This is a genomic window from Bifidobacterium pullorum DSM 20433, assembly GCF_000771405.1.
In the GTDB taxonomy this organism is placed as follows: Bacteria; Actinomycetota; Actinomycetes; order Actinomycetales; family Bifidobacteriaceae; genus Bifidobacterium; species Bifidobacterium pullorum.
Genome location: NZ_JDUI01000010.1, coordinates 69,650 through 83,816, shown reverse-complemented (window position 1 = coordinate 83,816; position 14,167 = coordinate 69,650). Strand labels below are relative to the sequence as shown.

Genomic DNA, 14,167 nt, shown 5'->3' with positions numbered 1-14,167 from the left:
TCATTCCCCTTCCTTGACATCATCGGATTGCGCGGCGGACGGTTCATCATCCTGCGGGAGCATCGTCACCAGACCGTCGAACGAGAGTTCGGGGATGTCGACCGGCGGGGCGGGAGGGGCCGGCGACTCCGGCTCGCCCGGCATCGGACTGAAGGACAGACCCTCCGGGGAAGGGGTCTCGTCCGCGGGGTCGTCGGCATCAGGCTCGGCGGCGGCATCGGTCGACACCGACGCGTCCGCGTCCTGGGTGCCGGCCGCGTCGGACTTGGTGTCCTCCTGCGCGAAACGGGCGAAATACGCCATCAGCTCATCCTGGGAGATCACGGACGTCTGGTCGGAGACATCGGCATCCGCGTCGTCCCCGCCGTCGGAGACGTCGCCGGACGCATCCTCCGAGGCGTCCGCGGCCGCTTCCGCGGTATCGGAGGATTCCAGCTGGTCGGCCACCAGGTTGCGCGCGGCGGGGTCGACGATCGTCGGCTCCCCGTCGGACGGCTGCTCCTCCGGCTCGGTCTCACGCTTGCGACGGCCACCCCACGGCATCGCGAGCACCGTGGCGGACAGCACGGCCAGCACGGCGCTGACCCCGCCGCCGATATAGAACGGCAGCGCATAGTTCGGCAGGGACTGACGCACCCACTGCATGGCGATGTCGGCGCTGGCCTCGTCCTCGCCCAGATCCACCAGCGCGACGCGCGACGAATCCTCGTCGGTGGCCTCAACGGTCACACCGCCGGTGTCGCACGCCACCGAGGTCCACATATCCGAATCGGCGAACGCCACATCGCCGTCGCCGGCCAGGCTCTCGCCCTGCGCCTCGGCGTCCGTGGTGGACAGCACGGTCCATTCGCTCAGTCCGGTGACGCGGACGTACGGGGTACCGGACAGCCAGCCGGCGACATCCTTCATCGAACCGATGGCGGTGCATACCGTCGCCTCGGCGTTCCCGCCGGTCACAGTCATAGTCACCGCATCGTCGACCAGGCCCAACACCCCGGGGTCGGTGACCACATACCGGGTGCCGGAAACGGACGCTTCGGCGGTGATATCACGATCCGGCTTCCAGATCGTGGCGTTCAGCACTCCGAGCACAATGCAGGCCACGGCGATCACGCCGAGGATGGGCGTGACCACGAAACGCATGATCCTGGCGCGGCGCGACGGGGCGGCCGGGACCTGCGGCTCTTCTTGTTCGCGTTCTTCAACAGTCATAACAACGTCATTCTACCGTCAGGCCATCCCCCAGAGCCGGGAAACAGTCGGAAATCAGGGCTGGACGGTACTGTTGGTGCCATGCAGAACAAGACATCCACGTCCCTGACCGCCAGGCTGATGGCGGTGCTGTGCGCACTGGCCATGTGCGCCACACTGACCGCCTGCGGCGGCGAGAACGGCGCCGACGACACCGGCGATTCCAGCAATGCCAACGATTCCGCGCAGTCCAGCTCCGACGCGCTGAAAGACCTGCCGCAGATCGCCGGGCTTCTGGCCGAGGGCGAACCCGGCCAGAAGCCGACCGTCAAATTCCATGCCCCGATGAGCGTGGAGGACGGCGCGTACGCGGTTCTCCAAAAGGGTAATGGCGATCAGGTCGAGGTCGGCAACCGCGTGTGTATGCAGGGCATCGCCGTCAATCTCAACGATGGTTCGGAGATGGCGAGCACCTGGGAGGACGACACCCCCGACTGCTCCGCGCTGGTGACCGAGGATGCGATCTCGCAGTCGCCGCTGTACGCGCTGATCGCGGAGCAGAAGATCAACGCCACCTTCGCCATCGGCTCGAACGACGGCGAAACCCCGTATGTCTGGGTGATGACGATCATCTCCCAGTCCACCGACCCGACCCGCGCCGAAGGCGAGGCCGTCACCGACATCCCGGCCGACCTGCCGAAGGTCACGCTCGACAAGGGCGGCAAGCCTTCGATCGATATGAACGGCCAGGGCGACGTGGACGAGCTGGTGGTGCAGACCCTCATCAAGGGCGACGGCAAGGAGGTGAAGGAGGGAAGCTACGTGCGCGCCCACTACACCGGCTGGCTGCTGGACGGCACCCAGTTCGACTCCTCCTGGGACCGCGGCGAGCCCTCCGACTTCTCGCTCACCCAGGTGATCGAGGGATGGAGCCAGGGCCTGGCCGGGCAGACCGTGGGCTCGCAGGTGCTGCTGATCGTGCCCTCGGACCTCGGCTACGGCGATTCCGGCTCCGGAGACACGATTCCGGGCGGCGCCACGCTGGTGTTCGTGGTCGATATCCTGGCAACCTACTGACCTGGGTTCGCACTACCTCAAGGTTGTAGATCAAGGCCCGCGGAATTCCGCGGGCCTTTGTGTTGAACCTCGAGGTAGTGCGAACCTCGCCCAGCATCAGAACAGCCGGATCTCGTCCGATTCCACGCCCTTCATCTCGTCATAGTCCAGAATCAGGCATTCGAAGCCGCGGTCCTGCGCCAGCACACGCGCCTGCGGCGTGATGGTCTGCGCGGCGAAAATGCCGCGCACCGGGGCCAGCAGCGGATCGCGGTTGAGCAGCTCGCAGTACCGGGTCAGCTGTTCCACGCCGTCGATGCCGCCGTGCCGTTTAATCTCGATGGCCACGTGCTGGCCGGAGGCGTCCACCGCCATGATGTCCACCGGGCCGATGGCGGTGGGGTATTCGCGCCGCACCAGCGTGGCGCCTTCGCCGATGCGTTCGATCTGCTCGGCCAGATAGCGCTGGAGGTGGTCCTCGACGCCGTCCTTGACCAGGCCCGGATCCTCGCCCAGGTCATAGGATTCGTCGCTGTAGATGTGCTGCAGCGTGACCTCGAGGACGTCGCTGGATTTGTCTGCGGCGACGCGCAGCACCTTCTGCGGCACCGCGGTGTCCACGTCGTCGTCCGCGCCGGCGGGCTCGATCTCCTTGATCGTGCACGGGGCGGTCATCCAGTTCAGCGGCTTGTACGAGCCCAACTCGGAGAAAATCAGCAGGCTGTTGTCGGCCTTGATGAGCAGCACGCGTTTGGCGGGGGGCAGGGACGCGTTCAGACGGCCGGAATACTCGGCGGAACAATCGGCAACTATGATTCGCACAAGCCACCACGATACCCCATTCCCCGGTCCCCTCTCCCGGACTCTGACACATCGTGACCCTGATCTATCTCCAAAACCGTTGATATTCCAACGTTTCGAGATTCTGACCTTATGGTGAATAGATCAGAGTCCGGAAACGAGGACGGGGGCGGGGAGGAATGGAAAAACCCTCCCGCGGAGGGCGGGAGGGTGAGTGCAAAACGGCGGGAAGGTTACTCCGCGACCGTGTCCGTGGTGCGACGGACGACGTCGCGACCGCGTTCCACGGCGACGGTGAGCTTGTTCGAGTCGAACGAGATGAACCCGTCGGTGACTTCGAACTCGTGCTTCTCGTCGTTGGTGTCGATGACCGTCACCACGCCTTCCTGGAACAGCGTCAGCACCGGCTGATGGTTCGGCAGGATGCCCATCGCACCCTCATACGCGGGGATGACAACGGACTTCGCCTGCCCCGCCCATACCGGATGGTCGGCGGCGACGATGTTCACCTGCATAGTCGAACCAGCCATCACGCACCGTATTCCTTCTGCATGTCGTGCCAACGGCGCTCGAGGTCGTCGATGCCGCCGATGCCCGAGAACGCCTGCTCCGGCACCTCGTCATAGACGCCGTCGCAGATGCGGGTGAAGGCCTCGATGGTCTCCTCGGCCGGCACGTACGAGCCCGGACGACCGGTGAACTTCTCGGCCACGTAGAAGTTCTGGCCGAGGAACTGCTCGATCTTGCGGGCGCGGTTGACGGTGGTCTTGTCCTCCTCGCCGAGCTCGTCGATGCCGATCAGGGCGATGATGTCCTGCAGCTCCTTGTTGCGCTGCAGGATCGCCTTGACGCGGTTCGCGCACTCGTAATGCGCCTGGCCCACGTAGCGCGGGTCCAGGATGCGCGAGGTGGAGGCCAGCGGGTCCACGGCCGGGTAGATGCCCTTGGACGCGATGTCGCGGGACAACTCGGTGGTCGCGTCCAGATGGGCGAAGGTCGTGGCCGGGGCCGGGTCGGTGTAATCGTCGGCCGGCACGTAGATGGCCTGCAGCGAGGTGATCGAGTGGCCGCGCGTCGAGGTGATGCGCTCCTGCAGGGAGCCCATCTCGTCGGCCAGGTTCGGCTGGTAGCCCACGGCGGACGGCATGCGGCCGAGCAGCGTGGAGACCTCGGAACCCGCCTGGGTGAAGCGGAAGATGTTGTCGATGAACAGCAGCACGTCCTGGTTCTGCACGTCGCGGAAGTACTCCGCCATCGTCAGAGCGGTCAGCGGGACGCGCAGACGGGTCCCCGGCGGCTCGTCCATCTGGCCGAAGACCAGCGCGGTCTTCTCGAGCACGCCGGCTTCCTCCATCTCGCCGATCAGGTCGTTGCCCTCACGGGTGCGCTCGCCGACGCCGGCGAACACGGAGACGCCGCCGTGGTTCTGGGCCACGCGCTGGATCATCTCCTGGATCAGCACGGTCTTGCCGACGCCCGCGCCGCCGAACAGGCCGATCTTGCCGCCCTGCACGTACGGGGTGAGCAGATCGATGACCTTGATGCCGGTCTCGAACATCTGGGTCTTGGACTCCAGCTGGTCGAACGCCGGCGGGTTGCGATGAATCGGCCAACGCTCGGTGATGGTGATCGTCTCGTCATCCTTCTTGTTCAGGATGTTGCCGGAGACGTCGAAGACGTGTCCCTTGGTGATGTCGCCGACCGGCACCTGAATCGGGCCGCCGGTATCAGTGACGACGGCGCCGCGCACGAGGCCGTCGGTCGGCTTCAGCGCTACGGCGCGCACGGTGGAATCGCCCAGATGCTGCTCCACCTCGAGGGTGATCTCGTGCAGGGTCTCACCTTCGGTGCTGCCCACGCTGTTGATCTTCACCTTCAGGGCGTTGTAGATGTCGGGCAGGTGGCCCACCGGGAATTCGACGTCGATGACCGATCCCTGGATACGCGTGACGTGTCCGGTGATCAGCGACTCGTCCGTCGCCTGGGGAGCCGCTGTGGTCTGGTTCTCAGCCATTTCGCGTTCCTACTCTTCCTTTGTGTTCAGCGCGTCGGCGCTGCCGATGATTTCGGTGAGTTCCTGGGTGATCGAGGCCTGGCGCGAGGCGTTGAGCTTGCGGGTCAGGTCGTCGATCAGCTTCCGCGCGTTGTCCGTGGCGGTGTGCATGGCGTTCTGTCGACTGGCCGTCTCCGAGGCCGCGGCCTCGAGCAGGCACTCGTGGATGCGCGAGCGGATGTACTTCGGCAGCACCACGTCAAGCACTTCCTCGATGCTGGGCTCGAAGATGTACAGCGGGGAGACCCCTTCGACCGCGGCCAGATCCGGGTCGTCGCCCAGCGTGGTCTCGGCCTCGATGAGCTCCACCGGCAGCATGCGCAGCACGCGCACCTTCTGCACCACCATGTTGATGAACTCGGTGTAGACGATGTACAGCTCCGAGACGCCGCCCTCCGCCGCCGGACGCATGTAGGCGTCCATCAGCGCGTTGGAGATCGAGTCGGCGACCTCGACGCCGGGCTTGTCGGTGTCACCCTCCCACGTCCGCACGATGTCGCGGTTGCGGTACTTGTAGTACGTCACGCCGCGACGACCGTACACGTAGAGTTCCGGCTCCTTGCCAGCCGCGTCGAGGCGGCCGAGCAACGACTCCGTCTCGCGGATGATCGACGAGGTATAGGGGCCGGCCATGCCTCGGTCCGAGGTGAGCGCGAGGACCGCAACCTTGGGGTTGTTCTCCTCCTTGCGCACGATCGGGTGCGAGATATGGCCGTGGGCCACCACCGCCTGGACGGCATCGAAGATCGCATCAGCATACGGCTTCGCGTCCATCGCGACCTGACGGGCCTTGGCGATGTGCGAAGACGCGATCATCTCCTGCGCGTTGAAGATCTTCTCAAGCGACGCGGTGGAGGCGATCCTTGACTTGAATGCGAGCTGCGATCCCATGCCTACTTCTTCTCCCCTGCCATCGGATGCTTGTCCGGATCATGCTCGGGGCGCTCGGCCTTGGCCACGATGCGCTCCTGCTCCACCGGGGTCGGCTTGGCCGGAACCGTCTTCTTCTCGATCAGCGGCTTGCCCGCGCCGGTCACGAACGTGGCGCGGAAGTCGTCGACCGCCTTGTCCAGGGCGGCCTCGGTGTCGGCCGTGAAGTCCTCGGTCTCACGGATCGTCTTGAGGATGTCGGTGTTGTGGTCGAGGTAGTCCAGCAGACCACGTTCGAACGGCAGCACGTCGTCCAGCTCGAGATCGTCGAGCTTGCCGTGCGTGCCGGCCCACACCGACACGACCTCCTGCTCCATCGAGTACGGCGAGAACTGCGGCTGCTTCAACAGCTCGGTCAGTCGGGCGCCGCGCGTCAGCTGCGCCTTCGAGGCCGCATCCAGATCGGAGGCGAACATCGCGAAGGATTCCAGCGAGCGGTACTGCGCCAGCGAGATCTTCAGCGTGCCCGAGACCTTCTTCAGCGCCTTGGTCTGCGCCGCGCCGCCGACTCGGGACACCGAGATGCCGACGTCCACGGCCGGGCGCTGGTTGGCGTTGAACAGGTCGGACTGCAGGAAGATCTGGCCGTCGGTGATGGAGATCACGTTGGTCGGGATGTACGCGGAGACGTCGTTCGCCTTGGTCTCGATGATCGGCAGGCCGGTCATCGAACCGCCGCCCAGATCGTCGGAGAGCTTCGCGCAGCGTTCCAGCAGACGGGAGTGCAGGTAGAACACGTCGCCCGGGTAGGCCTCGCGCCCCGGCGGGCGGCGCAGCAGCAGCGAGATCGAACGGTAGGCTTCAGCCTGCTTCGACAGGTCGTCGAAGACGATGAGCACGTGCTTGCCGTTGTACATCCAGTGCTGGCCGATGGCCGAGCCGGTGTACGGGGCGATGTACTTGAAGCCGGCGGAGTCGGAGGCCGGGGAGGCCACGATCGTCGTGTACTCCATGGCGCCGGATTCCTCAAGGCTCTGCTTGACCGAGGCGATGGTCGAGCCCTTCTGGCCGATGGCCACGTAGATGCAGCGGACCTGCTTCTTCGGGTCACCGCTCTCCCAGTTCGCCTTCTGGTTGATGATCGTATCGATCGCGATGGCGGTCTTGCCGGTCTGGCGGTCGCCAATGATGAGCTGGCGCTGGCCGCGGCCGATCGGCGTCATCGCGTCGATGGCCTTCAGACCGGTGGACATCGGCTCGTCGACCGGATGGCGGTGCATGACGTCGGGCGCCTGCGCCTCCAGGATACGGCGGCCTTCGCTCTTGATCTCGCCCAGGCCGTCGATCGGGTTGCCCAGCGGGTCCACCACGCGGCCAAGGTAGCCGTCGCCCACCGGCACGGACAGCACCTCACCGGTACGACGGACCTCCTGGCCTTCCTCGATGCCTGCGAAGTCGCCGAGGATGACCACGCCGATCTCGCGGGCGTCCAGGTTGAACGCCAGGCCGAGGGTGCCGTCCTCGAAGGTCAGCAGCTCGTTGGCCATGCAACCAGGCAGTCCCTCCACGTGCGCAATGCCATCGCCGGCCGTGGCCACATAGCCCACTTCCTGGGTGGGTGTGTCGCTCGGCTTGTACGACTCGACGAAATCCTCGAGCGCACTGCGTATCGCGGCGGGATCAATGGTCAGTTCTGCCATGATCACTCCTTATTGGTTCTTTGTTATGTTGTCTGGTACGTCTCTCAGGTCCGCATCCCGTTGGTCACGCGGCGCTGCAGCTGCTGCAGCTGGGCCACCACGGTGTTGTCGGTCACCTCGTCGCCGATTTCGATGCGCATGCCGCCGATCACCGTGGGGTCGACGTTCGAATTGATGTGCACCGGACGTCCGAGCTTCTTCGAATACACGGCGATCAACTTGTCGACCTGCTCCTGCTTCAGCGGCGCGGCGGTGGTCACGGTGACCATCGACTCGCCCATATGACGGGAGAACTTGTTGATCAGCCAGTGAATCGTGGACAGGTACCTGCGGTTGCGCGGATTGCATGCGGCGTGCTCCGCCAGACGCATGGTGACCTTGTTGAGGTCCTTGTTCCCGACCAGCGCGTACAGCAGCTTGATGCGGGCCTCGGCGGGGGCGCGGTCGCTGCTCAGGCCGGAGCGGATCACCGGCAGGTTGAGCAAGGCCGAATGCAGCTCGGCCAGCTCGATCGAGACCTGCAGCGTGGCGTCGGTGGCGTCGGCATAGTACATCATGCCGTCCACGCCGAAATCCTCGACGGCGTTCGCGATGTCCGAGACGCGGCTCCACCGGCGACCGACCAGATCGGTGAGGATCTCCATCGTCATCTCGTGGGCCTGGTCGCCGACCAGCTTGTTCAGCAGCGCGACCTTGTCCTCCACCGGACGCGATGGGTCGGTGAGGGCGCGTTCGAGCCTGATATTGCGATCGAGCACATTGGTGACCGAGAACAGCTCGTTACCGATACGCCACGCGTCCTCAGCCGTGGCCCGAAGCTTCGGGGCCAGCGAGTCACGCGAGACGCGGTCGGCGATACGTGAGGCCTCTCCTCGCATCTGTCACCTCCCTTTCCTCATATTCCCGTGGTCGGATACGCCGGTCACTGCTTGTCATCGTCCAGATCGGCGATCATCTGGTCGATCATCGCGGACTGGGTGGCGTTGTCCTGCAACTTGGCGCCAAGGATCTTGCCGGCAAGCGCGGTGGCCAGGGTGCCGATCTCGCCCTTAAGGCTGACCATCGCCTGCTGCTGCTGCGATTCGATGGCTCGCTGCGCGTTGGCGGTGATCTGTTCCGCTTCGGACTCGGCACGGGAACGAGCGTCGGCGATGATGTGGGAGGCCTCGCTACGGGCGTCGTCGCGAATCTTGGACGCTTCGACGCGCGCCTGGCTCAGCTGCTCCTCATACTTGCGCTTTGTGTCCTCAGCCTCACGCTGAGCCTGCTCGGCCTTGGCGATGCCACCTTCGATCCGGGCGGCGCGTTCATCGAACACGGCCTGGAACTTCGGCATGATCACCACATAGAACGCCACGGCGATGACGATGAGAACGACCAGCGACCACACGATGTCGTAGATCTCGGGAATGAACAACGCGATTCCCGAAACTTCTTCCTCCGCTAGCGGCATGGCTTCTCCTTTCTGTTTACCGGGCTGCCGTCAATGATGAGCGAACAGCTCCGGATCACATCGCCAGCATGAACGCAACGAAGCCCAGCAGGCCCAGAAGCTCGATCATGGCGGCACCGATCAGCATGAGGGTCTGCAGACGGCCGGCGACCTCGGGCTGGCGGGCGGTGGACTCAAGAGCCTTGCCGACCACGATGCCGATGCCCAGGCCAGGGCCCAGAGCGGCGATGCCGTAACCAATCAGGCTGATGTTACCGGCAACTTCGGCGAGGGTGATGATATCCATGGTGTTGTCCTTTCTTACCGAAATCTGACAATTCCGAACGGCACCGTGACCTCCACGGGCCGAAATCTGTATATTCCGGGCTACTCCGCCTCCGGGTAGCTCTGGTTGATGTAGACCGTGGCGAGAATCGCGAACACGTATGCCTGCAATGCGGCCACGAACATCTCGAAGCAGGTGAACACCAGACCGCCGCACAGCCACAACGCGCCACCGACCTTGACCGCGGCGCCCGCGGATTCAATCAGATAGAACTGGGTGAACGCATAACAGGTGGCGACCAGCAGATGTCCGGCGACCATGTTGGCGAACAGTCGCACCGTCAGCGAGATCGGGCGAATCAGCACGAGCTCAAGCAGCTGCACAGGAGTCAGGATGATGTAGATCGGCCACGGAACTCCGGCGGGGAACAGCTCCTCCTTGAGGAAGCCGCCCAAGCCGTGCTCCTTGATGCCGGCGCGCCAATACTGCACGAACACCCACAGCGCGAAGGCCAGCGGCATCACCACCGAAGCGGTGGCCGCGATGTTCATACCGGGGATGATGCCGCACAGATTGAAGATGAACACCGTCATGAAGATGGTGGTGATCATCGGCACGTAACGGCGACCGCGAATCGGCCCCATGACCTGATAGATGATGTTGTCGCGGATGTAATCGAGCAGCCATTCGACCGCAGCCTGCCAACGGCCGGGAATGACCTTGGCGCGGCGCGCGGTGATGATCAGGACCGTCAGCATGATAACGGTGGCCACCAGGCGTACCAGAATGATGCGGTTGATGGCGAACGGCGTGCCCTCGAACAGGATCTCCGGAGGCAGGAAGTCGCTCACGGAGGGAAGATGCGGCCCCGATTCGGCCGCCAGCAGCATCGCGTCGCTCACTGAACCCATACTCTCGCCTCCTGTTTCGTGTCTGCTGTCAGTGTAACCCAACAGAACGGGCGAAATGTGACGTTACGGTTACTTCCGTCCATCCCGGTTGCGGAACGTGACTCCGACAGTCCCCACGGGGAATCGGAGTCGGTTCCGAACGGCTGGATACGCATACTACCACCGGCCCCGACTTCCTGCCATCAACGCGACACTCCAGCCGACGGCATCGATTTTCTTCACAATCCAGGCGTTCACATCGTGGTCGCCGCCGCCCGCACCACCCCGTATCCGTCGTCGAGGAAGGGTCGGAACCCGTCGGTGCGAGGGGCGCCCGGCTCATGGCGGATCGACCGGTCGGTGCCCAACCGCTTCTCGGCGCGCAGCCGCGGCACCTCGGTCACATCGTATGGCGTGGTCTGATATACCCAATTGAGCCAGTTGCGCCACAGCAGGTTGGCGTGGGCGCGCCAGGAGAACAACGGTTCCAGCGACGGGTCGTCATGGGGGAAGTAGTTCTTCGGGAACGGCACGTTGGTCAGCCCCTTGGCCATGTCACGCTCATACTCCTCGGCGAGCGTGGTCTTGCCGTATTCCCAGTGGCCCAGCGCGAACACTTCGGAGAAATCGCGCGTGGCGATCAGTCCGGGGCCGGATTCGGGCCCCCAGGTCAGCACCTGCAGGTCGGGGTTGGCGGCCACGTCGCCCTCATCCACGCCCGCCAGACGCGAGTGGGGCTGCAGGGCGATTTCGTCGAACCCGTTGGTCAGGAAACAGTACTCATCCTGCAGATACTGCGGGAACACGCCGAACAGCTTGGTCGGCAGGTCACGCTTGCGCACGCCGTACCGGTAATTGAGCGCGGCCATCGCCCCCCAGCACAGATACATGGTGGAGAATACGTGGGACCCGGCCCAGTCCAGAATCGCCTTGAACTCATCCCAGTAGTCGACCTGTTCGAAGTCCATGTGTTCCACCGGCGCGCCGGTGACCACGAAACCGTCGTAGTAGTTGTCTCGAAACGCGTCGAGCGTTTCGTAGAACTTGACCAAGTGGTCGGCGCTGACATGGGTGGACTCATGCGTGGAGGTCTTCATGAAGTCGATCTCCACCTGCAGCGGCGACTTGGAGATCAGACGCAGCAGCTGGGTCTCCGTCTCGATCTTCTTGGGCATGAGATTCAGGATCACCAGCCTGAGCGGACGGACGCGCTGACGCTCCGCCTCGGGCTTCTCCAACGCGAAGATGCGTTCCGAATCGAGGATGGCTCTGGCCGGCAGGCCGCTGGGAATCTTGATAGGCATGGTTCCCATTATGGCAAACGGGCGACCGGCGCGGCGGGGCAGGTGTCCTGCCGCGTACGACAGCCCACACACGACGGCCCTCACACGACACGCCGACTTGACTTTCCGCAGACAGCTCCTATCGTAGATAGAGCTGCCGCAAGGCAAGCCGACGCGGGGTGGAGCAGCTCGGTAGCTCGCTGGGCTCATAACCCAGAGGTCCATGGTTCAAATCCATGCCCCGCTACTGGTGTCGCAGGCCGTCATCTCCTCATGAGGTGACGGCCTTTCGCGTATCAAAACAACTTGCGTGCAATATGGGCCGACAATCCACCGTCCGCAAACGCGGCGGGAGGCAATACGATAGGGCGCCGCAGCGTATCGACTGCGGCGCCCTATCGTGTAATGCCTTATGTGTTCGGTGATTAAGTCTAATGAGACGAATTGATAGCGTACTTTTTCGCCGCCAGATTGTCAATCTCGGCGTGGGACAGCGCCCATCCGTTGACGGTACCCTCATGGATCATCTGCAGGACCCTCTGGCGGGTGACGCCGAGCGTGGCGGCGGCCTCGGTGACCGACACCAACGGGGGGATGGGCGCGAGCCCGTTCATCCTGTCGTATTCGTCCAACCGCGACCGGAACCGTGGGCTATGATCGCCGACGGATCATCACCAGCATGAATGCCCCGACCGCGAGCGCGGCAGCCGTGATGCCGGCCACGGTCAGCACGCCGGCGCCCGCTTCGGGCAATCGGTCCGGTGTTGGCGTGATCGCCGGCTGTTCGACGTGGATCTGCGGCGTCGGCGTGTCGACGCGTTCCACCCGGGTGCGCTCCCAGGCATCGTCATAGGCGCTGATTACGGGCATGACGCGGTCGTCTCCGGCGAATTCGTAGACGAATATGTACCATCCGTGGGTCTCGGCGGTGATGTGCACCGGGTTGCCGTGGGCGTCGGGCTCGCCGCCGCCGACTCGTATGGTGCCATTGGCCGCCGGGTAGTCCCAGGTGCCGATGAGCCGGTGGTGGTCGTCCTCCTCGGGTTCCCGGGCACTGTCCGGGCGGTAGTCGTCGTCCTTGGTGGGATCGTCCGCGTCGCCCGCCCACCAGACGCGCACCTGGGCATACGGGGTGTCCGCGCCGACGCCGTAGACGTCGTTGCCGGCGAAGGATCCGTGGTCGTCGGGGAATCCCGTGACGGTGATGGTGTCGTCCAGTTCGGTGCCTTCCGTCGCCGAGTGTTCGGTGACGGTTGACGATACGGATGGCTGGGCCCTGTTCGCGTTGGTCTCCGTGGCGTCCAAGAAGCCGCTGACCACGTCGTGCAACAGGTATGCGCGGGCTTCGTCGCTTTGCCGGCTGCGTTCGAACGCCCACACCCAGGTGCCGAACCCGCCGTCCGCCGGGGCGGCGTAGGGCGTGCCGTCCTCGGCGAGCGCCGTCACGTTCACCTGCCGTCCGGGGGCATCGAAGGTCGCCTCACCGTGGGCCGAAGGCTGGTATCCGGCGGCTTCCAGACGTTTCAGGAAGTCCTTGGCGCTTTCGCCGGATTCCGGCGCCATGGCGTCGTCCAGCCTGTCGGACGGGATGCCGTCGAAGTACCAGCCGGTGGCCTGCAACGTCAGGCCGGGTTTCCAATGATCCTGCTCCCCCGCCACGCCGGAGGTCACCGTGTCGACGATCCGGTCGCCCGGATCGACGATCGTGGAGGACGTCTGCGTGGTCAGGGTCGGGGTGAAGTCCTTGCGCACGGCGAACCGGATGCCGGTGCCGGTAATCTCCGTGGAATCGCCAAGCTGGACGTAGTCCTGGTTGCTCACCAGCAGCTGCAGCGTGGCACGGGAGTATGCGGTGGACACGGTCACGTCCCCGACGCCGGTGGCATGCCAGGCGTGGCGCACCGGCTGTTCCACCGACACGCCCTCGATGCTCCGGCCGCCGCCGTCGAACTCGGCGGGGCCGTCCAACGTCACCCGATACTGCACGCCGGCCACGGGCTCGCCGGATCCGTTGGCCACGGACACGTCGATGGTGCCGGATCGCAGGCCCTCACCATACGCGTATGATGCCTGCACGTCCGCCGGCATGCCCTGCCCGGCCTCGTTCCACAACCGTTCGGCCACGCCCTCCAGATCCGGGTGCTGCTGTCGGATTGCGGACCAATGCCGGCTCCACATCTGCGGGTTGCGGTCGAAATGCTGGTGGGCGAGCACGCCGATGCCGGCATGGACCTGAGGGTCCCGCGAATCCCGGTATCGTTCGGCGAGCCAGGCGATGCGGCGGGAATCGTCGCCGTCCGGGATGGGCTTCGTCCTCTCGTATGAGGGGTCGGAGGCCTTGCCGGCCTCGATGCAGTAGACGTGTCCCTGCTCCGAGGTGCCGATCGCCCCTACATATAAGGTCTGTCCGCCATAGCGATACGTCAGGTACGTGCCTTTCGACGGGGCGGCTAGCGTAGCGGCGTACGCCGCGGCCGGCGGCCCGAAGCACAACGCCAGTGCGGCGACGATCCCCAAGGCCACCGCCATCGGTCTGCGCAATCTCGATGTCATCGATCTTCCTTTCGACAACCCATCCCTCCCATGGGTTATCTCCGAGCCTGCC

14 protein-coding genes and 1 tRNA gene are annotated in these 14,167 nt (G+C 64.7%); 2 read left to right on the top strand and 13 right to left on the bottom strand.

The window, feature by feature from the left end:
* Positions 1-1,212 carry a hypothetical protein gene (locus tag OU11_RS06290; protein WP_052122738.1) on the bottom strand — a complete coding sequence of 404 codons (1,212 nt, stop codon included), beginning with the start codon at positions 1,210-1,212 and terminating at the stop codon, positions 1-3.
* Between the two features lie 81 nt (positions 1,213-1,293).
* Between OU11_RS06290 and OU11_RS06285 the strand changes: the two genes are divergently transcribed.
* A complete protein-coding gene (locus OU11_RS06285; RefSeq protein ID WP_193786875.1) occupies positions 1,294-2,268 on the top strand; it encodes an FKBP-type peptidyl-prolyl cis-trans isomerase in 975 nt (324 codons plus the stop codon).
* A gap of 96 nt (positions 2,269-2,364) precedes the next feature.
* On the opposite strand, the gene nucS is transcribed toward OU11_RS06285, so the two are convergent.
* The 10 genes from nucS to OU11_RS06235 form a co-directional block, all read right to left on the bottom strand.
* On the bottom strand, positions 2,365-3,069 hold the full coding sequence (gene nucS / locus OU11_RS06280; RefSeq protein ID WP_033515339.1) for an endonuclease NucS: 705 nt from the start codon (positions 3,067-3,069) through the stop codon (positions 2,365-2,367).
* A gap of 212 nt (positions 3,070-3,281) precedes the next feature.
* The gene (locus tag OU11_RS06275) at positions 3,282-3,578 is read right to left on the bottom strand and encodes a F0F1 ATP synthase subunit epsilon (RefSeq protein WP_033515337.1); all 297 of its coding nucleotides are present in this window, start codon (positions 3,576-3,578) and stop codon (positions 3,282-3,284) included.
* Positions 3,578-5,062, bottom strand: a complete 1,485-nt coding sequence (gene atpD / locus OU11_RS06270) for a F0F1 ATP synthase subunit beta (RefSeq protein WP_033515335.1) — start codon at positions 5,060-5,062, stop codon at positions 3,578-3,580. The genes OU11_RS06275 and atpD overlap by 1 nt, the downstream gene beginning before the upstream one ends.
* A gap of 9 nt (positions 5,063-5,071) precedes the next feature.
* A complete protein-coding gene (locus OU11_RS06265; protein WP_033515333.1) occupies positions 5,072-5,992 on the bottom strand; it encodes a F0F1 ATP synthase subunit gamma in 921 nt (306 codons plus the stop codon).
* Between the two features lie 2 nt (positions 5,993-5,994).
* Entirely contained in the window at positions 5,995-7,671 is a 1,677-nt protein-coding gene (gene atpA, locus OU11_RS06260; RefSeq protein ID WP_033515332.1) for a F0F1 ATP synthase subunit alpha, read from the bottom strand.
* A gap of 44 nt (positions 7,672-7,715) precedes the next feature.
* Positions 7,716-8,549 (bottom strand): F0F1 ATP synthase subunit delta, encoded by an 834-nt coding sequence (locus OU11_RS06255; RefSeq protein ID WP_033515330.1) that lies wholly within the window; start codon positions 8,547-8,549, stop codon positions 7,716-7,718.
* 44 nt (positions 8,550-8,593) lie between these two features.
* Positions 8,594-9,124 carry a F0F1 ATP synthase subunit B gene (locus OU11_RS06250; RefSeq protein WP_033507202.1) on the bottom strand — a complete coding sequence of 177 codons (531 nt, stop codon included), beginning with the start codon at positions 9,122-9,124 and terminating at the stop codon, positions 8,594-8,596.
* Between the two features lie 55 nt (positions 9,125-9,179).
* Positions 9,180-9,410, bottom strand: coding sequence for an ATP synthase F0 subunit C (gene atpE, locus OU11_RS06245; protein ID WP_033507200.1), 231 nt, complete (start codon positions 9,408-9,410; stop codon positions 9,180-9,182).
* A gap of 80 nt (positions 9,411-9,490) precedes the next feature.
* Positions 9,491-10,300 carry a F0F1 ATP synthase subunit A gene (gene atpB / locus OU11_RS06240; RefSeq protein WP_033515328.1) on the bottom strand — a complete coding sequence of 270 codons (810 nt, stop codon included), beginning with the start codon at positions 10,298-10,300 and terminating at the stop codon, positions 9,491-9,493.
* Positions 10,301-10,533: 233 nt separating this feature from the next.
* Positions 10,534-11,583 (bottom strand): homoserine O-succinyltransferase, encoded by a 1,050-nt coding sequence (locus OU11_RS06235; RefSeq protein WP_033515327.1) that lies wholly within the window; start codon positions 11,581-11,583, stop codon positions 10,534-10,536.
* A 152-nt stretch (positions 11,584-11,735) separates the two neighbouring features.
* Here OU11_RS06235 and OU11_RS06230 point away from each other — a divergent pair.
* Positions 11,736-11,809: transfer RNA gene (locus OU11_RS06230), tRNA-Met, on the top strand.
* Between the two features lie 184 nt (positions 11,810-11,993).
* Here OU11_RS06230 and OU11_RS06225 read toward each other — a convergent pair.
* Both OU11_RS06225 and OU11_RS06220 read right to left on the bottom strand, forming a co-directional pair.
* Complete coding sequence (locus tag OU11_RS06225; RefSeq protein ID WP_033515325.1) at positions 11,994-12,176, bottom strand: MerR family transcriptional regulator; 183 nt, start codon at positions 12,174-12,176, stop codon at positions 11,994-11,996.
* 37 nt (positions 12,177-12,213) lie between these two features.
* Complete coding sequence (locus tag OU11_RS06220; protein WP_033515323.1) at positions 12,214-14,115, bottom strand: hypothetical protein; 1,902 nt, start codon at positions 14,113-14,115, stop codon at positions 12,214-12,216.
* Positions 14,116-14,167 lie beyond the last annotated feature (52 nt).

Bases quoted from the DNA above. Each gene is read 5' to 3' on its own strand.
- atpB (WP_033515328.1), bottom strand. From the start codon at position 10,300: ATGGGTTCAGTGAGCGACGCGATGCTGCTGGCGGCCGAATCGGGGCCG.
- atpA (WP_033515332.1), bottom strand. From the start codon at position 7,671: ATGGCAGAACTGACCATTGATCCCGCCGCGATACGCAGTGCGCTCGAG.
- OU11_RS06235 (WP_033515327.1), bottom strand. From the start codon at position 11,583: ATGCCTATCAAGATTCCCAGCGGCCTGCCGGCCAGAGCCATCCTCGAT.
- OU11_RS06220 (WP_033515323.1), bottom strand. From the start codon at position 14,115: ATGACATCGAGATTGCGCAGACCGATGGCGGTGGCCTTGGGGATCGTC.
- atpE (WP_033507200.1), bottom strand. From the start codon at position 9,410: ATGGATATCATCACCCTCGCCGAAGTTGCCGGTAACATCAGCCTGATT.
- atpD (WP_033515335.1), bottom strand. From the start codon at position 5,062: ATGGCTGAGAACCAGACCACAGCGGCTCCCCAGGCGACGGACGAGTCG.
- OU11_RS06225 (WP_033515325.1), bottom strand. From the start codon at position 12,176: ATGAACGGGCTCGCGCCCATCCCCCCGTTGGTGTCGGTCACCGAGGCC.
- OU11_RS06290 (WP_052122738.1), bottom strand. From the start codon at position 1,212: ATGACTGTTGAAGAACGCGAACAAGAAGAGCCGCAGGTCCCGGCCGCC.
- OU11_RS06250 (WP_033507202.1), bottom strand. From the start codon at position 9,124: ATGCCGCTAGCGGAGGAAGAAGTTTCGGGAATCGCGTTGTTCATTCCC.
- OU11_RS06265 (WP_033515333.1), bottom strand. From the start codon at position 5,992: ATGGGATCGCAGCTCGCATTCAAGTCAAGGATCGCCTCCACCGCGTCG.
- OU11_RS06255 (WP_033515330.1), bottom strand. From the start codon at position 8,549: ATGCGAGGAGAGGCCTCACGTATCGCCGACCGCGTCTCGCGTGACTCG.
- OU11_RS06275 (WP_033515337.1), bottom strand. From the start codon at position 3,578: ATGGCTGGTTCGACTATGCAGGTGAACATCGTCGCCGCCGACCATCCG.
- OU11_RS06285 (WP_193786875.1), top strand. From the start codon at position 1,294: ATGCAGAACAAGACATCCACGTCCCTGACCGCCAGGCTGATGGCGGTG.